This is a genomic window from Mucilaginibacter phyllosphaerae, assembly GCF_004378255.1.
In the GTDB taxonomy this organism is placed as follows: Bacteria; Bacteroidota; Bacteroidia; order Sphingobacteriales; family Sphingobacteriaceae; genus Mucilaginibacter; species Mucilaginibacter phyllosphaerae.
The window spans coordinates 129,661-155,630 of the sequence record NZ_SNQG01000006.1 but is presented as its reverse complement, the minus strand read 5'-3'; the positions used below and the strand labels follow the sequence as shown (position 1 = coordinate 155,630).

21 protein-coding genes are annotated in these 25,970 nt (G+C 44.8%); 11 read left to right on the top strand and 10 right to left on the bottom strand.

Going from position 1 to position 25,970, the window contains the following annotated elements; translation table 11 throughout:
* Positions 1 to 32 precede the first annotated feature (32 nt).
* The 5 genes from yidC to trpS all read right to left on the bottom strand — a co-directional run bounded on the left by yidC (position 33) and on the right by trpS (position 8,573).
* Positions 33 to 1,877, bottom strand: coding sequence for a membrane protein insertase YidC (gene yidC, locus E2R65_RS16500; protein ID WP_134337591.1), 1,845 nt, complete (start codon positions 1,875 to 1,877; stop codon positions 33 to 35).
* Between the two features lie 23 nt (positions 1,878 to 1,900).
* A complete protein-coding gene (locus tag E2R65_RS16495) occupies positions 1,901 to 3,511 on the bottom strand; it encodes a CTP synthase (RefSeq protein ID WP_134337590.1) in 1,611 nt (536 codons plus the stop codon).
* A gap of 855 nt (positions 3,512 to 4,366) precedes the next feature.
* Entirely contained in the window at positions 4,367 to 5,689 is a 1,323-nt protein-coding gene (locus tag E2R65_RS16490; RefSeq protein ID WP_134337589.1) for a M23 family metallopeptidase, read from the bottom strand.
* 1,155 nt (positions 5,690 to 6,844) lie between these two features.
* Positions 6,845 to 7,459: a deoxynucleoside kinase gene (locus E2R65_RS16485; RefSeq protein ID WP_134337588.1), complete on the bottom strand. Its 615-nt coding sequence runs from the start codon at positions 7,457 to 7,459 to the stop codon at positions 6,845 to 6,847.
* Positions 7,460 to 7,577: 118 nt separating this feature from the next.
* Entirely contained in the window at positions 7,578 to 8,573 is a 996-nt protein-coding gene (gene trpS, locus E2R65_RS16480) for a tryptophan--tRNA ligase (protein WP_134337587.1), read from the bottom strand.
* Between the two features lie 229 nt (positions 8,574 to 8,802).
* Between trpS and E2R65_RS16475 the strand changes: the two genes are divergently transcribed.
* The 3 genes from E2R65_RS16475 to E2R65_RS16465 all read left to right on the top strand — a co-directional run bounded on the left by E2R65_RS16475 (position 8,803) and on the right by E2R65_RS16465 (position 10,701).
* Positions 8,803 to 9,549 carry a lysophospholipid acyltransferase family protein gene (locus E2R65_RS16475; RefSeq protein WP_229704684.1) on the top strand — a complete coding sequence of 249 codons (747 nt, stop codon included), beginning with the start codon at positions 8,803 to 8,805 and terminating at the stop codon, positions 9,547 to 9,549.
* Positions 9,524 to 9,811, top strand: a complete 288-nt coding sequence (gene gatC, locus E2R65_RS16470; protein WP_134337585.1) for an Asp-tRNA(Asn)/Glu-tRNA(Gln) amidotransferase subunit GatC — start codon at positions 9,524 to 9,526, stop codon at positions 9,809 to 9,811. Before E2R65_RS16475 ends, gatC begins: the two co-directional genes overlap by 26 nt.
* 128 nt (positions 9,812 to 9,939) lie before the next feature.
* Entirely contained in the window at positions 9,940 to 10,701 is a 762-nt protein-coding gene (locus E2R65_RS16465) for an ABC transporter ATP-binding protein (protein WP_134337584.1), read from the top strand.
* A gap of 93 nt (positions 10,702 to 10,794) precedes the next feature.
* Here E2R65_RS16465 and E2R65_RS16460 read toward each other — a convergent pair whose 3' ends face one another.
* Positions 10,795 to 11,418: a hypothetical protein gene (locus E2R65_RS16460; protein WP_134337583.1), complete on the bottom strand. Its 624-nt coding sequence runs from the start codon at positions 11,416 to 11,418 to the stop codon at positions 10,795 to 10,797.
* A gap of 137 nt (positions 11,419 to 11,555) precedes the next feature.
* On the opposite strand from E2R65_RS16460, the gene E2R65_RS16455 reads away from it, so the two are divergent.
* The gene (locus tag E2R65_RS16455) at positions 11,556 to 12,764 is read left to right on the top strand and encodes an ABC transporter substrate-binding protein (protein ID WP_134337582.1); all 1,209 of its coding nucleotides are present in this window, start codon (positions 11,556 to 11,558) and stop codon (positions 12,762 to 12,764) included.
* Positions 12,765 to 12,863: 99 nt separating this feature from the next.
* Here the strand turns inward: E2R65_RS16455 and E2R65_RS16450 are convergent, their stop codons facing one another.
* Positions 12,864 to 13,871, bottom strand: a complete 1,008-nt coding sequence (locus E2R65_RS16450) for a chitinase (protein ID WP_134337581.1) — start codon at positions 13,869 to 13,871, stop codon at positions 12,864 to 12,866.
* 87 nt (positions 13,872 to 13,958) lie between these two features.
* On the opposite strand from E2R65_RS16450, the gene E2R65_RS16445 reads away from it, so the two are divergent.
* From E2R65_RS16445 to E2R65_RS16430, 4 genes are all read left to right on the top strand, one after another.
* Positions 13,959 to 14,507 carry a cob(I)yrinic acid a,c-diamide adenosyltransferase gene (locus E2R65_RS16445; protein WP_134337580.1) on the top strand — a complete coding sequence of 183 codons (549 nt, stop codon included), beginning with the start codon at positions 13,959 to 13,961 and terminating at the stop codon, positions 14,505 to 14,507.
* 85 nt (positions 14,508 to 14,592) lie between these two features.
* Positions 14,593 to 14,814 carry a DUF2795 domain-containing protein gene (locus E2R65_RS16440; protein ID WP_002996718.1) on the top strand — a complete coding sequence of 74 codons (222 nt, stop codon included), beginning with the start codon at positions 14,593 to 14,595 and terminating at the stop codon, positions 14,812 to 14,814.
* Positions 14,815 to 14,938: 124 nt separating this feature from the next.
* On the top strand, positions 14,939 to 15,085 hold the full coding sequence (locus tag E2R65_RS16435) for a lmo0937 family membrane protein (RefSeq protein WP_134337579.1): 147 nt from the start codon (positions 14,939 to 14,941) through the stop codon (positions 15,083 to 15,085).
* Between the two features lie 125 nt (positions 15,086 to 15,210).
* Positions 15,211 to 15,357, top strand: coding sequence for a lmo0937 family membrane protein (locus E2R65_RS16430; protein ID WP_121249096.1), 147 nt, complete (start codon positions 15,211 to 15,213; stop codon positions 15,355 to 15,357).
* A gap of 39 nt (positions 15,358 to 15,396) precedes the next feature.
* Here E2R65_RS16430 and E2R65_RS16425 read toward each other — a convergent pair whose 3' ends face one another.
* Positions 15,397 to 16,119 carry a 2-C-methyl-D-erythritol 4-phosphate cytidylyltransferase gene (locus tag E2R65_RS16425; RefSeq protein ID WP_134337578.1) on the bottom strand — a complete coding sequence of 241 codons (723 nt, stop codon included), beginning with the start codon at positions 16,117 to 16,119 and terminating at the stop codon, positions 15,397 to 15,399.
* Positions 16,120 to 16,319: 200 nt separating this feature from the next.
* A complete protein-coding gene (gene queA, locus E2R65_RS16420; RefSeq protein WP_134337577.1) occupies positions 16,320 to 17,369 on the bottom strand; it encodes a tRNA preQ1(34) S-adenosylmethionine ribosyltransferase-isomerase QueA in 1,050 nt (349 codons plus the stop codon).
* 200 nt (positions 17,370 to 17,569) lie between these two features.
* Between queA and E2R65_RS16415 the strand changes: the two genes are divergently transcribed.
* Positions 17,570 to 18,817, top strand: a complete 1,248-nt coding sequence (locus tag E2R65_RS16415) for an ABC transporter permease (RefSeq protein WP_134337576.1) — start codon at positions 17,570 to 17,572, stop codon at positions 18,815 to 18,817.
* A gap of 31 nt (positions 18,818 to 18,848) precedes the next feature.
* On the opposite strand, the gene E2R65_RS16410 is transcribed toward E2R65_RS16415, so the two are convergent.
* Positions 18,849 to 22,118: a PAS domain S-box protein gene (locus tag E2R65_RS16410; protein WP_134337575.1), complete on the bottom strand. Its 3,270-nt coding sequence runs from the start codon at positions 22,116 to 22,118 to the stop codon at positions 18,849 to 18,851.
* Between the two features lie 146 nt (positions 22,119 to 22,264).
* Here E2R65_RS16410 and E2R65_RS16405 point away from each other — a divergent pair, with 146 nt between their 5' ends.
* Both E2R65_RS16405 and E2R65_RS16400 read left to right on the top strand, forming a co-directional pair.
* Positions 22,265 to 23,551: a citrate synthase gene (locus tag E2R65_RS16405; protein ID WP_134337574.1), complete on the top strand. Its 1,287-nt coding sequence runs from the start codon at positions 22,265 to 22,267 to the stop codon at positions 23,549 to 23,551.
* Positions 23,552 to 23,780: 229 nt separating this feature from the next.
* Entirely contained in the window at positions 23,781 to 25,673 is a 1,893-nt protein-coding gene (locus E2R65_RS16400) for a RecQ family ATP-dependent DNA helicase (RefSeq protein ID WP_134337573.1), read from the top strand.
* The last annotated feature ends 297 nt before the right edge of the window (positions 25,674 to 25,970 follow it).

Sequence of the window (25,970 nt, the reverse complement as noted above, 5' to 3'; positions counted from 1 at the left end):
GTAACTAATCTCTAATCACCAATCTCTATTCACTATTTACCCTTCTTCGCCTGCACTTGTTGTTGCTGGCGCATCATTTCTTCCAGTTTGGCACCGAAGCCTGATTTTTTCTTTTTAGGGTCTTCCGGTTTCTTTTTGTTCTCCTGGATCTGTGCATGGATCTTCTTGTCATCAACCATAAACTTAATTAAGTACTGTTGGGCAAACGTAAGCATGTTGGCCAGAAAGTAGTAATAGTTTAAGCCTGATGGGTAGCTGTTCAGCGTAGCCAGGAAGATGATAGGGGTGATGTAACCTATATATTTCATCTGGCCGGTAGCGCCCGAGATCTGGTTGTTGAAATAGGTGTAGATCAAGGTAGATATGGTCATCAACAAACACATTAAACTGATGTGGTTACCAATGAAAGGTATTTTAGCGAAGGTGATCACCGCATCGTAGGTAGATAAATCATGCATCCACAAAAAGCTTTCGCCCCTCAGCTCAAACAAGCTTGGGAAGAAACGGAAGAATGCAATTACGATAGGCATCTGTATCAGTAAAGGCAAACAACCACCCAGCGGGTTTACGCCGGCTTTTTTGTAAAGCTTAAGATATTCCTGCTGTAAAAGAGTAGGGTTATCTTCGCCAACTTTTGCTTTTATCTCGTCCATCTCCGGCTTCAGCACACGCATTTTTGCCATGGATAGGTACGATTTGTAGGTAAGCGGGGCTAATACCAACTTTAACACAATCGTTAGTATCAGAATAATGATACCGTAGTTCCAGTTGAATTTGTTTAAGAAATTAAACAACGGCAGTACCGCAAACTGGTTAATGTATTTTAACGGACCCCAGCCCAGGTTTACCAGCTTTTGCAGATCGTAGCCCTGATCTTTTAACGTGTTGAAACGGTTAGGGCCAAAGTAAAACTCCAACGGAATGGCGCCTGCTGCATTAGGCATCAGCACCAGGTTAGCCTTCATTTGTTTTACATCGGTGGTATCGGCAACATCGGTAGCTACTTCAAAATCAGATTTTGAAATGCCGTCCTTCGCAATCAACACGTTAGAGAAGAAGTGCTGCTTAAAGGCAACCCACTGCATTTTTTTATCGGCAATGGTTTTCTTGTCGTCTTTGGTTTCGCTTAAGTAATCCACCTCGTTATCCGTATTTTTATAATACACGGTGCTGTACTGGCGCTCCTGCGTCATATCCTTTTCCTTTTTAGGCAAGCTGGCGCTCCAGTTAAGGTTATAACCGGTTGTTACCGGTACAATTTGCTCCAGCCCGGTAGATTTAATGTTTAAGCCAACTTTAAAACCGGTGCCTTTAAGCGAGTAAACATAATCTACAAACTGCGTTGTACTGTAGCTTAAACGCATGGTGATAGACGATGAATCTTGCCCGGCAACCTGCAACGCAGTACCGCTTGGGGTAAAGTACAGATCGTTGGTGTTCAGCGTTCTGTCGCCCGTTTTAAGGGTTAAGCCAAATTTATTATCGTTACCATCAAATAAAATCAACGGTTTTTTATCGAAGGTTTTGTAATTCTTCAGCTCGGCAGAATAAATGCGGCCGCCTTTGGTAGACAGCTTCAGGCGCATTTCTTTATTTTCGATGGTCACAAATTGCTCGGTGCCCATGGTAGCAGCGCCAAAAGGTGTTTTTAAAACGGCAGAATCTACAACGCCGGCTTTTTTTGCCGTATCGGTTTTAGCCGCAGTTTTTGCAGCAGCGGTAGCCGCCGGGTCTTTGATCAGTCCTTTTTTTATCGAATCGAGGTGAACGGAAAGCTGTTCTTTTTTGATATCAGCCTCAGAAGGTTTCATGAAATATATGGACGCGCCCATAATGATCATGATCAGGAATAACCCTGTAAACGTATTTTTATCCATTATCTGTTGTATCGTACTATTAATCAGTTCTTGCGGGCATAAGCCAGCGAAGCGGCGACAAAGTTAATAAAAAGAGGATGCGGATTAGCAACTGTTGATTTTAATTCCGGGTGGAATTGCGCACCCACAAAAAACGGGTGGTTTTTTAATTCAACAACCTCTACCAAACCGTTTTCGGGGTTAATGCCCGATGGGGTTAAGCCTGCTGCCTCGTAATCTTTTAAATATTGGTTATTAAATTCAAAGCGGTGCCTGTGGCGTTCGGTAATGTGTGTTTTGCCATATGCTAAAGCCGCCTTGCTGCCTTTTTTAAGGTCGCATGGGTAAGATCCTAAACGCATGGTGCCGCCTTTGTTCACCACGTTCTTTTGGTCTTCCATCATATCTATCACCGGGTGAGGGGTATCGGGGTGCATTTCGGTACTGCTGGCGCCTTTTAAGCCTAAAACATTGCGGCCAAATTCCACTACCGAACATTGCATGCCCAGGCAGATGCCGAAGAATGGGATATTGTTTTCGCGCACGTAGCGGATGGCCTCTATCTTGCCTTCAAAGCCACGTTCGCCAAAGCCGGGTGCAACCAGTACGCCGTGCAGGCCGCGCAGTTTTTCAACAGCATTCTCGGGTGTTAACTGTTCCGACGGGATGTATTGCACCTTTACCTTACACTCGTTTTTAGCACCTGCATGGATGAAAGATTCGATGATGGATTTATAAGCATCGGGCAGCTCTACGTATTTACCTACCAGGCCAATCCTTACTTCGGATGTAGGGTTTTTTAAGCGGCCCAAAAAATCTTTCCAGTTATCCAGGTTAGGCTCGTTCTTATGGGATAGCTTTAATTTGGTCAATACCGTTTGATCCAGTTTTTCTTTCAGCATCAGCAATGGTACATCATAAATGGTTGATGCATCCATCGATTCGACAACCGCATTGATGTTAACGTTACAAAATAGTGCAATTTTTTTTCTGATGTCCATATTAATATGGTGCTCGGTACGGCAAACCAGTATATCCGGCTGGATACCATACTCCAACAGCATTTTAACCGAGTGCTGCGTAGGTTTGGTTTTTAGCTCGCCTGCTGCAGCCAGGAAGGGGATAAGCGTTAGGTGGATCACCAGGGCATTGCCCGGTCCGGCCTCCCATTTAAACTGCCTTACGGCCTCTACAAATGGTAAAGATTCGATATCGCCCACGGTACCGCCAATCTCGGTAATTACAATATCGTAATCGCCGGTTTCGCCCAGTATGCGCATGTTGCGTTTTATCTCGTCGGTAATGTGGGGTACAACCTGTACGGTTTTACCTAAAAATGCACCTTCGCGTTCGCGGTTGATCACATTCTGGTAAATACGGCCGGTGGTAATGTTATTGGCCTTTGAGGTAGGCGTGTTCAGAAAACGTTCGTAGTGGCCCAGGTCAAGGTCGGTTTCGGCGCCATCCTCGGTCACGTAGCATTCGCCATGCTCGTAAGGGTTTAAAGTTCCCGGATCAATATTAATGTAAGGATCGAATTTTTGGATGGTTACGCGGTAGCCGCGTGCCTGTAAAAGTTTAGCTAATGAGGCCGAAATAATGCCTTTTCCTAACGATGAGGTAACTCCACCCGTAACAAAAATGTATTTAGTCATGATTTTTTTGAAATCCGGTAAGCGGTTTTTAGGCCGAAACCAATTGTTTGTGTACGGGATACAAAAGTAGGAAAATTTGCGGGATTTGAGGAGCGAATTTAAGATTGTGGAAAAGGTTTTTAATCTTTCCAGGCGTCATTGCGAGCGATAGCGTGGCATTCCCGATAGAAAAGTCACCGATCCGTTCTCCGTTAGGAATGGCAATAAGGTATATGAATCGTCAGTGGGTGTAACTTTCCTTTTTTTTCGCTAAAAAGAAAAGTCACCATAGAAAACCGACCATAGGAAGCTCATTAACACAAATAAAAACAAATAACATGTTAATAAAACTTGCGGCTTGGTTCCGCACTATTTAAGTTAGTGCTTTATTGGTGCCTGTGCCACCCGTGCGTTACGCTATGCCGCATTTTGCGCTAATCGTTACGTTCTTCAGGCTAAGTTTATATCTGCACTTACAATAATTGAATTGCTCAAGGTAATACTAATGAACAATCAACAGCAATATCTTACTCGCTTATCCAACCCGTTTCCGGCCATTACTCACCAGCAAATAATTACAGTAAACGCCCAACACGCCAATCTTATCACCTGCGGTAAACATTTTGCGCGGGCATTTGCACGACCTGGCGCGTTGTAGATTAGATATGAGAAATTACATTGATGAATATTGCCCCGTTAGGGGTTACCGCTTGGTAGCAGGGTTTACAATGGTAGTTTTGCTCCGTAGGTGCAACCCAATAAACCATTTAAGGGTAGCCTCTACGAGGCAGAATCAATATTTTTTACGTTTGCTACAAAGCGATAGCTCCTAACGGAGCATGAGTAGAAACAGGAATTAATAATAATACTAATTAGTTACTCGCTTATCCAACCCGTTTCCTCACCATTACTCACCAGCAAATAATTACGGTAAACGCCCAACACGCCAACTTTATCACCTGCGGCTACAAGTTTTTTGCGCGGGGCATTCGCAGTATCCGGCGCGTTATACAGCGGATGGTTTGTTTTTAGGGTGATGTTACGGATGTTATCTGCAGTGGTTACATTTTTACTGCTGATGTAACCTGTCTGCCCATCTGGCAGGGATACTTTGTACCAGCTATCTGTTGCGGCGCTTACGGATAGCGGCGTATTAACAGACATGGTTTGCACGGCAAAACCTTTATCTGACGGAAGGTTGTATAGCCTGCTGCTTTTGGCTGATGTGCGTACCGTGGCGTTCAGATATTTTAGCGGGGCAGATACAGGGGGCGCTTGCCTTAAATCCTTATCCACAAAAACCAGCGGATCTATCGCGCCACTATTCGTATAAATACCGAAATGCAAATGGGGTGGGGTGTTGCGGGCATTGCCGGTGTTACCTACCAGCCCTATCGTATCACCTGTAATAACATTTTGCCCTTGCTGCACAGTTTGTACATCCAGATGGGCGTAATACAGGGTGTAATCTGCATTATCTGGGCGCATAAATACTACGTTGCCACCCAGATTGTTTACTGTAACACCGGTTACTGTGCCGTTTGCGGCGGCAATGGCAGGCGTACGTTTGGGCGCAAAAATATCTATACCCTCGTGCTTGCGGCCACCTTCATCGCGGCCATCGCCCCAAAAGCTGCCTATATGTGGTCTGCCGGATGCCGATACCGGGAAGCTAAGAGATGGGCCTGCGCTAATGGTAAGTGTATATTCGCCGCTGCGCAACAATTCGGGCTGCAGGCGCAGAATGTATTTGCCGGTTTGTTTTACTTCATGCTCCAGTACGGCGCCGGTGGTATCTGCAAAGGCGGTTAGTTTGGGCTGGGTGCCATTTTCCTGAAACAGATCGGCATAGATAGCAAAATTGCTAACCGGTTTTTTGGTAATGCTAATGCGCAGCTTTTGCCCGCGTTTAGCATCAAAGCGCAGCGCGGTGCTACTCACTTTATCGTCGGCAAAATAGCCGGTTTCTTTGTAAGGGATATTGATGTTTAAGGGGGCGCTAACCACTTTATCGGCATTTAACAGCCATGTGCTGCCCATGGCGGTGCGGTCGAACCCATTATCTTTTAACCGTTGTGCATAGGCATCATGCGGGGATAGCTTTTTAAATATAGCCAGCGGTCCGCTGCTTTTGCTGCAGGCAGAAGCCATAATGCCAAGCGTTATAAAAAGTATGGGTTTGTATAGATGTTTACGCATGTTAGTTTCTTGATGATAAAGAAACCTGTTGGGCGGGTGGAAAGTTTTAAGGAAGATATATTAACGATGAATGTCCTGGTGTAGCTGTCGAACCATTGCCGCTTTGTTATTCTTCGACAAGCTCAGACGGACATGGTGTTTGTGTTATGTGAGCCTGTCGAACCATTATACGCTTTGCTATTCTTCGACAAGCTCAGACGGACATGGTGTTTGTGTCCTGGTGAGCCTGTCGAACTATTAGCTACTTTGTTAAGTCTTCGACAAGCTTAGACGGACATGGTGTTTGTGTCCTGGTGAGCCTGTCGAACCATTTTACGCTTTGCTATTCTTCGACAAGCTCAGACAGACATGGTGTTTGTGTCCTGGTGAGCCTGTCGAACCATTAGCCGCTTTGCTATTCTTCAACAAGCTCAGACAGACATGGTGTTTGTGTCCTGGTGAGCCTGTCGAACCATTAGCCGCTTTGCTATTTTTCGACAAGCTTAGACGGACATGGTGTTTGTGTCCTGGTGAGCCTGTCCAACCATTATACGCTTTGCTATTCTTCAACAAGCTCAGACGGACATGGTGTTTGTGTCCTGTTGTACTGTCGAACCATTAGCCGCTTTGTTAAGTCTTCGACAAGCTCAGACAGACATGGTGTTTGTGTCATGGTGAGCCTGTCGAACCATTATACGCTTTGCTATTCTTCGACAAGCTCAGACGGACATGGTGTTTGTGTCCTGGTGAGCCTGTCGAACCATTAGCTACTTTGTTAAGTCTTCAAAAAGCTTAGACGGACATGGTGTTTGTGTCCTGGTGAGCCTGTCGAACCATTATACGCTTTGCTATTCTTCAACAAGCTGTCAATATTGATAAAGAAACCTGATGGCCGGGTGGGAAGTTTTGAAGTAGGTTAATTGGGGTTATTTAAATTTTGCCATATTTACTATATACGTGATCACCAGTAAATACTTGCGACTAAAGCCATATACTCTAATACAAAAATGTGCTCCGTTAGGAGCTACCGCTTTGTAGCATTTAATAAATGTGTTTTTTGCTCCGTAGATGCAACCCTAAATAACAAGTTGGTAAAGGGTAACCTCTACGAGGCAGAATAATGTACCGTCTTCTTCTACAAAGCGGTAGCTCCTAACGGAGCAGATTAATCATCCTCTAAAACAACCCGTTTATCTCGCGCTCTATCTTCTCTACAATGGATGCCATGTCTTCGGTGTTATTGGCAAAGTCCAGGTTGTCTTTATCCAGCACCAATAGTTTACCCAGCTTGTAGCCGTTTATCCACTTGTCGTATTTCTCGTTCAGTTTAGACAGGTAATCTATCCGGATGCCGATCTCGTAATCGCGGCCGCGGCGTTGGATGTTGTTGACCAGGGTGGGCACGCTGGCTTTAAGGTACACCAGCAGGTCGGGCGGTTTAATAAATTCGGTAATATTATCAAACATGCTTTGGTAGTTCTCGTAATCGCGGGTGGTCATCAGGCCCATATCGTGCAGATTTTCTGCAAAAATGTAAGCATCCTCATATATGGTACGGTCCTGAATGATGTTGCGGTTGCTTTTTTGGATATCGATGATCTGGCGGTAGCGGCTGTTCAGGAAATAGATCTGCAGATTAAAGCTCCAGCGTTTCATTTCGTTGTAAAAATCTTCCAGGTAGGGGTTGTTATCCACTGCTTCGTACAGCGGTTCCCATCCGTAATTTTTCGCTAACATTTCGGTAAGGGTGGTTTTACCGGCGCCAATATTTCCTACAATAGCTATGTGCATATATAATCTGAATCAGAATTTTCCGAATTTACAGAATTAAGAGAATTATTTGAGATGACAATGTATGAATTCTGAAAATTTACGAATTCCGTAAATTCTGATTCAGACTATGAGCCCTCTAAAAATTCCTGAAACCAATAATTTCCCTAACTTCCCTGATGGTTTTTTGTGCGCTTTCGCGGGCTTTGGCAGCGCCATAGCGGGCCACCTGCCTAAGGTAAGGCGCATCGTTTGCAATATCGGCTATCTTTTCGCGGATAGGGGCGGTTGCAATGATCATATCCTCGGCCAGTTGTTTTTTCAGGTCGCCGTAACGGATAGCGCAGGTGTTGTACAGGTTATCAAAATGCTCCAGTGTATCTGGTGTGGATACCACCTTCATCAGGTCGAACAGGTTTTGAATTTCCTGAGGTTTGGCCTGGTTATCCTGGGTAGGCCCTGCATCGGTAACGGCGCGCATTACTTTTTTGCGGATAGCTTCCGGCGTATCAGATAAAAAGATCGCATTGCCTTCGCCCTCGCTTTTACCCATTTTGCCTTTACCGTCAAGCCCGGGTATTTTTACCAGGCTCTCACCGAAAGAGAATGCGAATGGCTCGGGGAAGTAATCGTTATTATAAAGCCTGTTAAAGCGGTTACCAAAGGTGCGCGCCATTTCCAGGTGCTGCTCCTGGTCTTTACCCACAGGTACTTTTGTTGCTTTGTGGATGATGATATCTGCCGCCATTAAAACCGGGTAGGTTAATAAACCAGCATTCACATTATCGGGATTGGCGCGTACTTTATCTTTAAAAGATGTTGCGCGTTCCAGTTCGCCCATGTAGGCGTTCATGTTCAGGTAGAGGTATAGTTCGGTAACCTCCGGTACGTCGCTTTGTACGTAAATGGTTGCTTTTTCAGGGTCTATACCGGCTGCAAGGTACTCTACCAGCACCTGTTTAACGTTGCCGTGCAGGTTGGCGGGGGTAGGGTGTGTGGTTAACGAGTGCAGGTCGGCTATGAAAAAATAGCATTTGTACTCGTTCTGCATTTTTACGAAGTTTTGAATAGCCCCGTAGTAATTACCTAAGTGTAAATTTCCGGTAGAGCGTATGCCGCTAACAACAGTTTCCATATTGGGGGCGAAAGTAAGGATTTTTAGCCTCACCCCAAACCCCTCTCCGAGAGAGAGGAGTTTTTTTTAAAAAAAGTATTCCCTATTGGGGGAGATGAAGAGGGGCCTGATAGCCTCACCCCAAACCTCTCTACGAGGGAGAGTGACTTTTTTAAAAGTCTCCCCTATCGGGGGAGATTTAGAGGGGGCCAAATAGTTACTATTTTTTATATTTTTGAGGGCGATGAAAATGATATTGAAGAAAGTGCACCTTTACCTTTACCAGGGGAGTGTAGCATTTTTTTATTTTCTGTTTTGGCCCTTCCTGTACTACTTTTCGCGTAAGCCGGAGCGTTATAAACACATGAACGCCGTTCGGCGTATATGGGGTTTTATAAGCTCGCTTACTGTGGGCATGCGGTATCATTATCATTTTGAGCAGCCTGTCGACTGGACTAAAACCTACATCATCGCCCCAAATCATACCTCCAACCTGGATATTACGGCCATGAGCCTGCTGGTAAAAAGCAACTGCTGTTTTATGGGCAAGCAGGAACTGGTAGATGGTTTGGTAACCGGGCTATTCTTCCGCACGGTGGATATCCCTGTAAACCGCGAAAGCAAAATGGCATCGTTTAAAGCGTTTAAACAGGCTATGGAGCGGTTGCAGAGCGGCATTACGGTAATCATTTTTCCCGAAGCTACCATCCCTGATCATTACCCGCCCGAGTTGCATGCTTTTAAAAATGGACCGTTCCGCATGGCTATCGAGCTTAAGGTGCCTATTATCCCCGTAACATCTGTAAATACCTGGAAGATTTTGTGGGACGATGGCAAAAAATATGGCAGCAAACCGGGCGTATGTGATATATTTGTACATCAGCCTATAGAAACGGCCCACTTAACCATAAATGATGCCGATGCCCTGCGCGACCAGGTACACGGCATCATCAGCAAAAAGATTGAAGAACATGACCATAGACGAGCAAACAGTTGATAAAATAGCCCACCTGGCACGCCTGGAACTGGCCGCCGGCGAAAAGCAGGACATGATCAAAGACATGAACAAAATTCTGGGCTTTATGGATAAACTGAACGAGGTAAATACCACCGGCGTGGAGCCCCTTGTGTACATGACCGCCGAACCAAACGTTTTGCGCGAGGACGTAGTTAAGCAGGATATTACCACCGCCGAAGCACTTGAAAACGCCCCGGACCATGACGAGAGCCATTTTTTAGTGGCCAAGGTGATAAAGTAAGAGCGGCAGGAAGTCAAAATACAAGAATTAAGAAAGAGCAAGATCTTGATTCCCCATCCTTGTCATCTTTTATCTCTTTGCTCTGTAACATTTACCATCCCTCTGCTGTCAAATAACAAAAACGGAACATGCCAATTGCTACCAAAAAGGAAGAGCCTCTGATCACCATTAAAGATATCGGCCGGAAATACGTCATCGGGTCAGAAATTATCCATGCGATAAAGTCGGTATCATTAACCATCAACAAGGGCGAATTTGTGGCGTTAATGGGTCCTTCTGGGTCGGGTAAATCAACATTAATGAATATCCTGGGCTGTTTGGATACCCCAACCAAAGGCGAATACATCCTTAACGGTATCAACGTAAGCCACATGACGGATAACGATCTGGCCGAGGTGCGCAATACCGAGATCGGCTTCGTTTTCCAGACGTTTAACCTTTTACCGCGCAACAGTGCCTTAGATAATGTTGCATTGCCGTTAGTTTACGCAGGCATCAGCAAAGAAAAACGTAACGAGCGTGCCCGCATGGCCCTGGAGAATGTAGGTCTGGGCAACCGTACAGATCACCGCCCCAACGAGCTTTCGGGCGGGCAGCGTCAGCGTGTGGCCGTAGCCCGCGCACTGATCAATAACCCTTCTATCATCCTGGCCGATGAGCCCACCGGTAACCTGGATACCAAAACATCTATAGAAATTATGGGCCTGATGGAGGATATCCACGCTAAAGGCAACACCATTATACTGGTAACGCACGAAGAAGACATAGCCATGCATGCCCACCGTATTGTGCGCATGCGCGATGGCCTGGTAGAGAACGATTACATTAACGAGCACGTACAAACCGTTAGCAGGCGAGCACCAGAAACTGTCAATTCAGAAAAAGAATAGTTTTTCGGTTTATATAAAGCAAAAAGCCATCTTCGCATTGCGAAGATGGCTTTTTTGGCTAATCTCACTACCGCGCAATGCCAATGCAGGGATTTAACACTTCAACTCGGCAAGCCTTGCTACAAAATCGGCCAGGTAAAGAGCGTTTTCAGGAGAAATGGGCTTACGGTTGCCGATGATGAGCGTATGCTCGAAGATCTCCACTACAAAGTCGGTTTCCTTAATGGCCATCATGGCATCCCTGAATTGTTGGACCATGGCCTGCTCGGTTTTGTGTTTGTCATCGGTTAAAACATAAAACCTGTCGCTAAAGGGTTTATCTTCCTTAAAATCAAGCTCTATCGGGAATATGATCTCGCGGATCTTGTCTATTATGGTTTCGGTGCGGATGAATACACGGCCAAAGTCGCGTTTTAAATAAGCCAGGGCCCAGGGCTGGTACTCTGTAAAATAGGTTTTACGGCCTTTAACGGGTGTGTGTTCGGTATGTGTATCTATAAACAAAAGATAACTGTCGCCGCAGGGGTTTTTAATGGCGTAGGTATCGCGTATGTTAACCGCCCGGTGATGATTAAGGGCCTCAAACTGCTCCAGTTGGAAATCTATATAACCGGGTACTTCAATATGGTGCCTTTGCCGTAATGCCTGGTATGTGGCGTCAAAAGCGTCGGTTTCGATTGATGATAAACCCGCGGTATCAAATAAAAGATCACTCATTTTGATGTTCAAAAAAATATCAGACTAAATATAGCAACAGATGTTACAATGGGCGATATTTTAGTATTAAACTGCCGGTAAATTAGTTAAATTCTAAATTAAACGTACTTTTGCGCCACTAAATCATATCATTAAAAATGAAAAGAATTTCTCTTATTGTTGTTATGTTGCTTTCCGCAACGTTTATATTTCAATCTTGTAAAAAAACAAAAGTTGCCGTAGTAAAAACAGTTGATGTTAGGGGCTTATTTTCTTTAACAGGCAACTGGTCGTCATTAGGGCTTACCTCAAAGGCTGCGTTAGAAATAGCCGCCGAAGATATTAACACCTACCTGGCAGGTAAAAACCAGCCATTTAAGCTAACGGTTAGCTTTACAGATACCAAGCTGGATGCCGAATTGGCCAAAACCCAATTTGCACAGGCTAAAGCCGCAGGCGTACACTTTATTGTAGGCCCGCAAAGTAGCGCAGAACTGGCCGCATTAAAACCATTGGTTGATGCATCAGAAATTATTTTGGTAAGCCAAAGCAGTACGGCGGGCAGCCTGGCCATCGCAGGCGATGGGATCTTCCGTTTTTGCCCGTCAGATAAAATTGAAGGTGCGGCCAGCGCCAACACCATTTATAAGCAAGGCATGCGCGGGCTGGTAGCCGTATCCCGTAATGATGCGGGTAATATGGGCCTGCAGGTATCTACAAGTAACGCATTTGTAGCCAAAGGCGGCACGGCAAGCAGTATTGTTTACAGCACCGGCATAACAGATTATAGCTTGCTTATTGCTAATATAAAAAGCCAGGTAGCAACGCTTACAGCCACACAGGGCGCAGGCAAAGTAGCGGTTTACCTGTCGTCTTTTGATGAAGGTGTACAGATATTTAAATTAGCAGCTGCCGAGCCAGCTTTAAGCGGTATTAAATGGTATGGCGGCGACGGTATTGTTTTAAGCACTGCCGTTACTACAGATGCTGCTGCGGCAGATTTTGCTATAAAAACAGGCTTTTTTGCACCATCGGTAGGTTTGCCAACTGCTTTTGAAAACCAGTGGAAACCCGTTGCTACCCGCATAAAAGCCAAAACAGGGGTAGAGCCGGATGCTTTTGCCCTGGCCGCTTATGATGCGCTTTGGGCCATTGCCTATACCTTAGAGGCCACTAACGGCGATGTTACCAATTATACCAAACTAAAAACCACTTTTGTAGAGCAAGCCAACAAGCACCAGGGTATTAGCGGCAGCGATGCGCTTGATAGCGCCGGCGACCGGTCAAGCGGTACGTTTGATTACTTTGGTATTGTAAAAGAAGGCACTGCCTATGTGTGGAAACTGGTAGGCAAATCTGATGATTAATTATAGTTGACAAGAAACACCTTGTTCTGAAATAACAAAAGAAGCCGCCCTTTAAGTTTGGGGCGGCTTCTTTTGCTTATGGATGTGCGGTATTTACGGCTAATACTTATACGGCTCCATTTTGCCGCAGCTACAGGCGCAGTTATTATCGGTTACGCCCAGCTTTTTCAAAAAGAACTGGTAAAAGCCTATACGGTCTTTCATGCTGTAATTATCTTCACCTTTGTTGCATTCCAGGTCGCCGTTAACAATTAATATCGTCATGCCGAAGCCTGGGGTACGGCCTTTAGCCTTGTCTGTAGCGTTTGGCTGCCATTTGCCAATCATTACATCATGTGCCGATGGTTTGTGGGTTTCTGGTGTCATCCAAAAATAAATGGCGGTTTTAAAGGCCACCACCGGGTCGGTTTCTACCAGGCCGGGGTTGTTCAGCAAAACTTTTTTATCGCCAAAAATACAGTCGGATGCATAGCCGTAATTGCCGTTATAGCTTATTTGCATAGGGCCGCGGCCATAATATTTTTGCCCTTTAACGGGCGGGTACTCGTCGCTGTCGCTAATATAATTTAATGCGGTGTTATCCTCATGTATCAGCATCAGGCCGTCGGTATAGCTTTCGTTTTGGCCGTGGCGGGTTTCGTGTGCTATCTGGGCAAAAAATGCCGCCAGCTCGCGTTTGTTGGTTGTAGCATCCTTTTCGGTGCAAAAAGCGCCGTAATCAACCGTGTAAGTGCTATCCGGTTTAACCTTTGCCCATTCCTCGTTCCAGTCGCCATCCTGGCGCACAACGGTGGCTTTGCCTGTAGCTTTATCTGTGCGGGTAAACTGGTAAACAGATACCGCCCTGCGCTTTACCTGCACCTTTATCTGCGCCAGCTGGTTAACGGCTTTGATAAAAGCCTGGTAGCTGTAAAATTTATCACGTTCGGGGAACAGGGCATTAAACTGCTGCTCGGTTAAAAATGCCGAAAAATTTGCCGGGGGTTTTGGCGCCCCGGGCCTGGCTGCCGGTTGCTTTGTATTACCGTTGCTGCATTTAAAACTTAGTAACGCAACTGTAAATAAACATATAAGCGATGCCCTGGCCGATGATATAATGGGTTTCATAATTTGTAAATAATATATTTGAACAAAACAACACCGTACAAGTTTAGCACAATATGTTTAAACGTTCCCCATGTTGTTAAATTGCTTATGAAGATATACACAAAAACCGGCGATAAGGGCTATACATCGTTAATTGGCGGTACCCGCGTGCCCAAGCACCACCTGCGGATAGAGAGCTATGGCACGGTAGACGAGCTGAACTCGTACATCGGGCTGATACGCGACCAGCAGATGAGTGAATACGACAAAGATGTACTGAAACAGATACAGGACAGGCTGTTCACCATAGGTTCGTCGCTGGCGGCCGATCCCGAAAAATCAAAAATGCAGATCCCTGACCTGCATTTAGCCGATATTGAGTTGCTGGAGCAGGAAATGGACCGGATGAATGAAACGCTGCCCCAACTACGGCATTTTATTTTGCCGGGTGGTAATAATACCATATCTTACTGCCATATAGCCCGTTGTGTATGCCGCCGTGCCGAAAGGCTGAGTGTGCACCTGGCCGAAGAAAGCACCGTAGATGAGAAAGTGAATATTTATCTGAACAGATTGAGCGATTACCTGTTCACCCTGGCACGTATGGTAGCGCATACGGATAAAGTGCCTGAAAATCAATGGATACCGCGGCTATAAAAAAATTACAAAAAAATATTGATAATCAATTTAAAAATATTATACTTTTGCGAAAAAGCAATATTTACCATTTTAATATAAAAACATGTATTGGACACTTGAATTAGCATCTCACCTTGAGGATGCGCCATGGCCTGCCACAAAAGATGAATTAATTGATTACGCGATACGTTCTGGCGCACCTGTAGAGGTTATTGAGAACCTGCAAGCACTTGAGGATGATGGCGAACCGTATGAAAATATAGAAGAGATATGGCCGGATTACCCTACTAAGGACGATTTCTTTTTTAACGAGGACGAATATTAATACAGCCCTTTATTTAGCATTTTAAAAGCCCTGCATGCGGGGCTTTTGTGTTTTTAATGTTTTTGGAATGATTTTAGTATAGGCAGTTAAACAAACATTTACTTAAACATTAAATACATTTAACATGAGAGGCTTATTGTACATTATTGCCGTTATCCTGGTTATAGGTTGGGCATTCGGATTTTTTTATGCAGGTTCTACAGGTATCATCCACATCCTGCTGGTGATAGCGATCATAGCATTGCTTTTAGGCGTAATAAGAAGGGCCTGATCTTAAAGGTAATCAATAATATAACCCGGTTTGTGCCTGGTTTTTTTATACTCCAAAACTTTTTAGAATAATGTTGGTTTAATACTTACATCTATAATAAAAACATTAACTAAACACACAACACTATGAGAAGCTTATTGTACATCATCGCAGTTATTTTGGTGATAGGGTGGATCTTCGGATTCTTTGTAAACCACGCGGGGGGATTAATTCACATTTTACTGGTAATAGCCATTATAGCATTACTGTTAGGCGTGATAAGAAGGGCTTGATAATAATTACTAAAAATAATCAAAGCCATCATTTGTTAATTAACAGATGGTGGCTTTTTTGTTGATAAACGCCCCGGCAACAATAATATCATCAGGAAAAGTGATCTTGATATTGCTGTAACTACCCTCTACCAGTGTTATTACAACGCCGCTTTGTTCTACTACAGATGCATCATCCGTAAAGTTATCGGTATAGGGTTGTTGGTAAGCTTTTTTGAGCAAAGCTGATTGAAATGTTTGCGGGGTTTGCACCAGGTAAATACTGTCGCGGTTTAATGCGGCAGATACGCCGTTTGCAACCTGCCTTACCGAGTCGCGGCTTTTAAGGGCTACTACAGCCGTTCCGTTTTTGGCGGCACATTCGTACGTCTCGTCTATAGTATCGGGGCTTACAAGCGGCCGTACGGCATCGTGTACGGCAATAAGTGCATCCGCATCATCAATGGTGCCCAAAGCGTTTTTAACGGAGTGGAAACGGGTTTTGCCGCCGGCAATTACTGTATGGGGTATTGTAAAATTGTGTTTGCTGCATAACTCAGCCCATAGCTCATGATAGCCGGCATTTAAGGCTAATATAATTTGGGGCGATGATTGGCTGTTATAAAAAGCCTTAATGGTATGCATCAGCACCGGCTCGCCGCAAAGCGCTATAAACTGCTTAGGCAACGCCGACTGCATCCTGCTGCCCGAACCACCGGCAACGATGATGGCGTAGGTAGATTTAAGATTTGAGATTTGAGATTTGGGATCAATTGTCGGCATTGGGTATAAGTTATGCCAAACTTGTTTCGGCATTTCACATGCAAATCTAATGAATAAAGTTTACCGTTTTGAGTGATATTAAGGCAAGTTCAGGCTGGCCTGTATTATTTATAAACAAAAAAGAGATATAAGCCCTGCCTATATCTCTCCATATAATTAACGAGAATAATAACTACTCTCTATTCTCCATTCACTACTCACTAAATAATTAGCATCGCATCCCCGTAGCTGTAGAAACGGTATTTTTCTTTAACTGCAATTTCGTAGGCGTTCATTACATGTTCGTAGCCACCAAATGCGCTTACCATCATCAGCAGGGTAGATTCCGGCGTGTGGAAATTGGTGATCATGCTGTTAGCAATGCTAAAATCATACGGCGGGAAGATGAACTTGCTGGTCCAGTCGTTAGCGGCTTTCAGTGTTTTACCGGCAGATACGGCAGATTCAATGGTACGCATGGAAGTAGTACCTACGGCGCAAATACGGCTTTTTCTTTCGATAGCGCGGTTTACGATGTTGGCCTGTTTTTCTTCGATGATAAACTGCTCCGAATCCATCTTGTGCTTGGTTAGGTCCTCTACCTCAACCGGGCGGAAGGTACCTAAACCCACGTGCAGGGTAACCTCGGCAAATTCAACACCTTTTAATTCCAGGCGTTTCATCAGCTCGCGGCTAAAGTGCAGGCCTGCGGTAGGGGCTGCAACAGCACCTTCGTGCTTGGCAAATATGGTTTGGTAACGCTCTTTATCTTCGGCAGTAGCCTTGCGTTTTATATATTTTGGCAGTGGTGTTTCGCCCAGTATCTCCACATTGCGGCGAAATTCCTCGTCGGTACCGTCAAACAAAAAGCGGATGGTACGGCCGCGTGATGTGGTGTTATCTACCACTTCGGCAATCAGCAGGTCGTCATCGCCAAAGTACAGTTTGTTACCTACGCGTATTTTACGGGCAGGGTCAACCAGTACATCCCAAAGGCGTAATTCTTTGTTCAGTTCGCGCAGTAAAAAAACTTCGATGGTAGCGCCTGTTTTTTCTTTATTACCATACATACGCGCAGGGAATACTTTGGTATTGTTCAGGATCATTACATCCTTATCATCAAAGTAATCCAGTACATCCTTAAATATTTTATGCTCAATTTTGCCCGAATCGCGGTGTAAAACCATTAAACGCGACTCATCGCGGGTATCTGATGGTGTGTGCGCAACTAACGACTCAGGTAAATTGAATTTAAATTGAGATAATTTCATGCTTATATATATGAATTTTCAGGGCGCAAATGTACGGATTTTTTATTATTTTCCACGCCCTTTTTTGGCGCGGCTTACGGTTAACATTAATAATGTAAAATTACTGTAACTTAACTGCTTTAACACCGTCTAACAAATACTGTTTCATGCCGGGGGCAAAAATCATTGCGCAGGGTATGCCGGTACATCAATAAAGCAATATGATCATACTTAAACTTATCCGCGAAAGTTTTTTATTTGCGTACGATGCATTAAGGCAAAATAAGCTGCGTACCATGCTTTCCTTATTGGGGGTAACCATTGGTATCTTTACCATTATCGCGGTATCGTCAGCCGTGGATACCTTGCGTAATAACTTGCAAAAAAGCGTTGATAAACTGGGCAGCAACAGTATTTATGTGCAAAAGTGGCCCTGGGTAGGCGAGGATAATTTCCCCTGGTGGAAATATATGCAAAGGCCCGTACCCAAACTGCGCGATTTTGAACAACTGGGCCGCCGCAGCCAAACCGCCAAAGCCATCTCTTACGAAATAAGTATAGATAACCGCACCGTAAAATACCTGAGCAATACGGTAGACGGCGCACAGATCGATGCGGTATCGCACGATCATGATAAAACCTGGAATTTTAACTTTCAGGATGGCCGGTACTTTACCGAAATAGAATCGCGCACGGGCGCGCCGGTTACCATTATTGGGGCCGATATTGCCAGTGCCCTTTTTCCGGATGGTACCGGTGTGGGCAAACAAATAAAAATTATGGGCCGCAAGGTTACCATTATCGGCGTTTTTACCAAAGAGGGGAAAGATATGCTGGGCATTACCAGCGATAACGAGATCTTGCTGCCCCTGAATTTCGCCAAAAACATCATCGATATCGAGAATGAAAAGTATGGCCCGCAGATCGTTATTCGCGGGCATGATAACCTGTCGGATGTAGAGGTGGAGAGCGAAGTGCGCGGCCTGATGCGGTCTATCCACAGCATCCGCCCGGGTGCCGAGGATGATTTTTCGCTCAACAAATCAACCATTCTTACCAACCAGCTCGATCAGCTTTTTGGCATCATCAACAAGGGTGGTTTTATTATCGGTTTGTTCTCGGTACTGGTAGGTGGTTTCGGTATTGCCAATATCATGTTTGTATCGGTTAAAGAGCGTACCAATATCATCGGGATCCAAAAATCATTGGGGGCAAAAAACTACTTTATTCTATTGCAATTCCTGATAGAGGCTATAGCCTTATGCCTGATGGGTGGTTTTATCGGTTTATTTTTGGTTTACCTGGTTACCCTGATCGTAAAAGCATCGGCAGATATAGAGGTAGTGCTTGATGCAGGCAATATTATTTATGGTATAGGCATCTCGGTTACCATTGGTATGCTTTCGGGCTTTTTACCGGCATATTTTGCATCCAAGCTCGACCCGGTAGAGGCGATCAGGACAAACTAATTTTTGTAAGCTAACATTTCTTGGCAAAGCCTTATTCAGTTAGGTTACCGGCAGGGATATTGGCCTTGCGGTACTTGGATACTTTTTCAAAAAGCACCTCGGGTACAAAGGGTTTGGTGAGATAATCGCACATGCCGGCTGCAAAAGCTTTCCCCTGTGTTTCGGGCATGGCATCGGCCGTAAAGGCAATAATAGGGATACCAGGATGGGTTTGCTTAATCAGGGCAGTTGCTTCAAAGCCATCCATCACCGGCATCTGCAGATCCATAATGATCATATCATAGCTATCTGTGTTTGCCATATCCACTGCTATCTGCCCATTTATGGCCTCTGCTACATTAGCTTTCCACTTTTTCAGAAACTTTGATGCGATCATCAGGTTCATTTTATTATCATCAACCACCAAAATATTCATGCCGTTAAGGTTGGGCGGCAACAAAATATTGTCATCTGTGTTTGAGTTGGCAATGGGGCCGGCTATTTTAAAGCGGATACTAAAAGTAAAGCGTGTGCCCTGGCCGGGCTCGCTAAATACGTTGATGCTGCTTTCGTAAAGTTCGATAAGGCGTTTAGTGATGGCAAGGCCAAGGCCTGTACCGCCATAACTATGCGTAATGGTTTGCGGCCCCTGTATAAAGGGGTCAAAAACAATAGCCATATTTTCTGCAGCAATGCCGATGCCGGTATCGCTTACGGTAAATTTAATAAGCACTTCGGTGTTGTTTGCCTGTTCTTGCTCCAGTACAATGCTCACCTTGCCCCGGTGGGTAAATTTAACCGCGTTACTTACCAGGTTTATCAGTATCTGGCCAAGGCGGGTTTGGTCGCCCATTAAAAATTCAGGGATGCCGTTATCTGCAATCAGTTCAATATCCAGGTTTTTTTCAATCGCCTTTGCGAAAAAGGACTGCCTGATATTTTGCACAAGCTGATGGATATTGAATGGTATATTACTTAGCTGCAGCTTACCTGCCTCAATTTTATTATAATCTAAAATATCGTTAATAATGGCCAGCAGGTTCTCGCTGCTAAACTTAAGGGTGTTTAAATATTCTAACTGCTCGGGCTTGGGGCTGTCTTCCAGCAGCAGGTTGGTTGTGCCAATTACCGCGTTCATCGGCGTACGGATCTCGTGACTCATGATAGACAAAAACTCCGATTTAAAGTGCGATGACCGCTCTGCCTGTTCTTTGGCAGAAATCAACTCCTGCCTTACCTTTTGCTGCACGGTAATATCTTCGCCAATGCTGGTAGTTTCTTTGATCCTGCCGTTCTCGTCATAACTCACCGTGTTTTGCCAGCTAATGGTGCGCAGTTCGCCGTCGCGGCATATCAGCGGGTTAATGTAATGGGCCCGTAAAGTGTTATTTTTAAACCATTCTTTTAACACACCGCGATGCTCATCAGTAACAAAGTTTGCCATCCAGTCCATACCCAGCATTTCCATCTGGCTGTAGCCCAGTAAATTGGCCAGGTATTTATTGCAAAATATCACCTTGCCGTCGGCACTTAATGATACTGCCGCCAGCTTAATGGTTTCCAGCACCAGGCGATATTTGTTTTCGGTACGGCGGTAATCGATCTCGGCTTGTTTGCGCTGGGTGATATCCTGCAGGGTGCCTATTATTTTGCGTACGCTGCCATCTTCGCGGTACATCAGTTTACCCGTAATTACGCTGATGTGTTTGATATTGCCCTTTGGGGTAATAATACGGTATTCGTAAGATGAGCCGCTGTTATCACCGCCTTTAAACAAGTGGTTGATCATACAGCGGTCGTCCGGGTGTATGTATTGTAACAGCAGCCTGCCAAAACGCGATGCCGACTGGATGCTGTTGATCTCTATCTCGTAAATGGAGTTCACCTCTTCGCTCCACGATAGCATATTTTGGGTGCTGTCCCACTTCCAGTTACCAATTTTGGCAATGGTTTGTGCCTCCAGTAATTCTGCCCGGCTTATCTTAATAGCCTTTTCGGTTAATTTTTCTTTGGTGATGTCCTGAATAATGCCAACCACACGCTCAAGGGTGCCATGTTCATCCATTAGCAGGTCGCCCCGCAAGATCCGCAGGTATTTAAGGTTTCCTTTTGGGGTGATGAATTTATGCTCGAAGTTTTCGGCGATAGAGTTAATGTTGGTAAAATAGTTTGCCGCTGCCTCCTGGTCGTCCGGGTGTACCAAACTCATGTAATATTCAAAGCGGGATATATGGCCCGGCACGTTATCAATCTCCAGGATCTTAAGCAAACTTTCCGACCAGTAGTTCTGTCCCGAAGAACTTTCGTACCACCAGTTACCAATTTTGGCAATATCCTGGGCCTGCAGCAGCAGGTTTTTGTTTTCTGTAACGGCATCTGCATGCTTTTTTTGTTCAGAAATATCCGATACCGAAACAGATATGCGTTTCGTATAGTTGCCGTTAATATCCACCACAGGGGATGCCTTTGCCAAAAACCAGCCGGGCTCGCCGTAGATAGATTCAAACTCTATACTCGTGCTTTTTTTGTGGTGTAAAACATGGTCATAAACTTGCAGAAAGGGTTTGGCGCGCTCTTCGCCAATGGCCTCTATCAGTGTTTTATTCAAAAAGTGCTCGGCTTTTATATACGCGGGGGTTTTTACGCCAAACCAAATATTGATACAAATGCCGCTTTCGTCAATCTCAACAATGGTGTCGTTGATGGAGCTTATCAGCGCGTGCAGCTGCTGCTGGCTGTTGCTCAGTTTTTCTGTATTGGCAATTAACGATTCGTTTAGGGCTACAATATTACTTACCGCCTTTTTAAACTGCATTTTATAGGCCAGCATCACCAAAAACGATACATAGGCTATAAGCGTAAAAACCCCCAGCAATACAATAAGTATGTTTACAGATATGCTGACTTTTGGTGCGTTGTAATAAGCAGCAATAACAGCAATAAAGTTTACCAGGCTTACCATTACAAATTCGCGCCGCTGGCTGCAAAATAAGGTTACCGATATAAAAATAGTGATGGCGCTAAAAACATAAACATGCGCAAAGCCGTTAAAACTAAGCAGTAAAAAGTTGTTTACAAAAATGTAAGAGCATATGGTTGCAAACACCATGGCTTTAAACAGCACTTTGTTTTTTTGAAATGATAAGCCAAGTGTAACCAGGCAAAAGGCGCAGTTTACGGCGCGCAGCCAAACCGGGTCATAAGATTTTTGGAAACACAGGTAATGGAGCGATGGGCTGGCTATTAATAAGCCCAGTAAAATAAGCCTGTAAATAGTAATGTCGTTTTCAACTAATAGCAGCGCCCTGTTTTTAAAAGACATATACGATAGACAAAGGTTTATTTATACCAAACAATATTGGGGCGATGGCCATAATTACTTAATAAGAATTTTACAAAGAGTAAATATATCTTAAAGGCTATTAATACGCAGATTTATTTACATTTGTTGCAAATACTATTTATTCTATGTCTGAAACTGCACAATTAAAGATTGGTGATAAAACCTATGATTTGCCGGTGATAGAAGGTACCGAGGGCGAAAAAGCTATTGATATTTCTAAACTGCGCGACCAGAGCGGTTATGTTACATTAGATATTGGTTACAAAAACACCGGCGCAACAAAAAGCGCTATTACGTTTTTAGATGGCGAAGTTGGTATATTAAAATATCGCGGTTACCCTATCGAACAACTGGCAGAAAAATCAACCTTTATAGAGGTTGCCTATTTGCTGATATATGGTAAACTGCCCACTACCGATCAGTTACAGGCGTTCGAGTTTGAAATAAGCCACCATACCCTTGTACACGAGGATATGAAAAAGTTTTTTGACGGCTTCCCTTCCGGTTCGCACCCAATGGGGCAGCTCTCGTCATTAATCGGCGCTTTGGCTGCTTTTAATCCTTCGTCGTTAAAACAGGGCTTATCTGCCGAAGAGATCAATATCGAGATCATCAAGCTGATCGCCAAGATGAGCACCATCGTATCCTGGATCTATAAAAAATCACTGGGCCACCCGGTTATTTATCCGCGCAACAAGTACGATTACGTAACCAACTTTATGCACATGACCTTTGGGCAGCGTACCGAGGATGTGGAGATTGACCCGGTTGTAGTAAGCGCGATGAATAAATTGCTGATACTGCATGCCGATCATGAGCAGAACTGCTCTACATCAACCGTGCGTATTGTAGGCTCGTCAGACGCTAACTTATATGCTTCCATATCTGCAGGGATCTCTGCACTTTGGGGCCCGCTGCATGGCGGCGCCAACCAGGCGGTGGTAGAGATGCTGCAAAAAATTAAGGAAGATGGCGGCGACGTTGATAAATGGGTTGCCAAGGCAAAAGATAAAAATGATCCTTTCCGTTTAATGGGCTTTGGCCACCGGGTATATAAAAACTTTGATCCGCGCGCAAAGATCATTAAAAAGGCATGCGATGATATCCTGGAGAAATTAGGCATCAATGATGAAACTTTAGAGATTGCCAAAAAACTGGAAGAGGTAGCCTTAAGCGATCCTTACTTTGTGGAGCGTAAACTTTACCCTAACGTTGATTTTTACTCGGGTATTATCTACACGGCATTGGGTTTCCCTACCGAAATGTTTACGGTATTATTTGCCTTAGGCCGCCTGCCGGGATGGATTGCCCAATGGAAAGAAATGAAAGCCAACAAAGAGCCTATTGGCCGCCCCCGCCAGATCTATGTGGGCGAAACCAATAAGGACTACACAGATATAAAAACGAGGTAGTTAGATCGCCTCTTCAAGGTAACTCACCCCGGCTACGCTGCGCTGCTCTACCCTCTCTGCTTTGCAAATAGTGTGAGAAAGCCTCTCTGAAGGGGGGGGATTAAAAAACCCTCTTTCTGCGCAGCGAAGAGAGGGTGGTCGAGCGAAACAAAGACCGGGTGAGTAAATTGCCCGCACATGATACCTAATTAAAAGCCCGCCGCACGACGGGCTTTTTTTATAAAAACAGATGACACCACGCGAGATACTTAAACAATACTGGGGGCATGATAATTTCCGGCCGTTGCAGGAAGAGATCATTACATCCGTATTAGAAGGTAGGGATACCCTGGCTTTGCTGCCTACGGGTGGCGGTAAGTCGGTATGTTTCCAGGTGCCTGCGCTGGCCATGGAGGGGATCTGTATTGTGGTATCCCCACTGATAGCCCTGATGAAAGACCAGGTAGAGAACCTGAAGGCGAAAGGTATCGAGGCTATGGCCATTGTATCGGGCATGGGCAGGCGCGAGGTGGATATTGCTTTGGATAACTGCGTGTATGGCCCGGTAAAATTTTTATACCTGTCGCCCGAGCGTTTACTGTCTGAACTGGTGCGCGAGCGGATCCGGTATATGAAGGTGAACCTGTTTGCGGTTGACGAGGCGCATTGTATCTCGCAATGGGGGTATGATTTTCGCCCGCCATATCTGCACCTTTCCGATCTGCGCGAACTGCATCCTAAAGTGCCCGTGCTGGCCTTAACGGCAACTGCCACCGCAGAGGTGCGTGAAGATATACAGCACAAGCTGCTGTTTAAGAACGGGATAGTTTATCAGCAAAGTTTTGAAAGGAAAAATCTGCGTTATGTAGTGCAAACCACCGAGGATAAGTTTCGCAAACTGCTGGATGTTGCCCGTGGTATTGGCGGCAGCGGTATTGTATATGTACGCAGCCGGAAAGAAACGTTTGAGATCGCTAAGTTTTACCAGCAAAATAATATTAAAGCCGATTATTATCATGCAGGTTTGCCCGCCGAAGAGCGGTCGGCTAAACAGGATGCCTGGAAAAGTAACAGCATACAGATCATCGTAGCCACTAATGCCTTTGGTATGGGGATAGATAAACCCGATGTTAGGTTTGTGGTACATAAGGATATGCCCGATAGCCTGGAAGCCTATTATCAGGAAGCGGGCAGGGGCGGGCGCGACGAGAAACGGGCTTACGGCGTACTGCTGTATAACCCAACCGACAGGTTACGCCAGGAGAAAAAATTCCTGCAAAATTTCCCCTCGGTAAACGAGATCAAACAAATATACCATCACCTGGCCAATTACTGCCAGCTGGCTTATGATGCGGGCGAAGGTGCCGGCTTTGAGCTTGATTTGGGCGAGTTTTGCAGCAGGTTTCAGCTGGATGCCATTAAAACCTTAAACGCCCTTAAGTTTTTAGAGCAGGACGAGTACGTGGCCTTTAACGAAAGTGTTTTTTTGCCATCGCGTTTTAGGTTTGAAGTATTGAATGAAGAGCTGTACAATTTCCAGATCCAGAATAAAGGGTGGGACCTGTTCATTAAAACCCTGCTGCGCTCGTACGGCGGATCGTTTGAAAATTATGTGCGGATCAGGGAATTTGATATAGCCCGCCGTACAGGTATGAATACCCAGCAGGTGGTACAAGCCCTGCAGCAACTGCAGGGTTTTAACCTGTTAAATTACCTGCCGCAAACAGATAAGCCGCAAATAACCTGGTTAAAGCCAAGGCAGCATGCCGATAACCTGTATATCAATAAAGCGTCTATAGATCAGCGGAAAGAAACCTACCGGAGAAAAATGATAGCCGTTTTTGCTTATGCCGAGCATAAACGCTGCCGCAGCCAGATGCTGTTGAGCTATTTTGATGAATTAAACGCACCAAAATGTGGGGTGTGTGATGTTTGCCTGGAAGAGCGCCGCCAAAAAAATGCCGACGAGATATTAGACGATATCACCAATGAGATAGTGCAGTTACTCAGTACCGATACCCACACCCTTGCCGGCCTGATCACCTCCCTGAAGCTGGGCACCGAAAAAGAACGCATAGAAACCCTGCGCCTGCTGCTTGATGCCGGCAAAGTAAAAACAGATGGCGGTAATTATTATTTATAAAGAGTTACGATTGGATTTACGATTTGACAACTTTTAAAAAGTTGTCCAATCTGTTTAAAAGTTGTTGAATGTGGTTTAGTTCCACGCGCCATTACTGTAAACAGTTACGATTGGACAACTTTTAAAAAGTTGTCCAATCTGTTTAAGGTTGTTGAATCTGATTTAGTTCCACGCGCTATTACTGTAAACAGTTACGATTGGACAACTTTTAAAAAGTTGTCAAATCTGTTTGAAAGTTGTTGAACCTGATTTAGTTCCACGCGCTATTACTGTAACAGTTACGATTTGACAACTTTT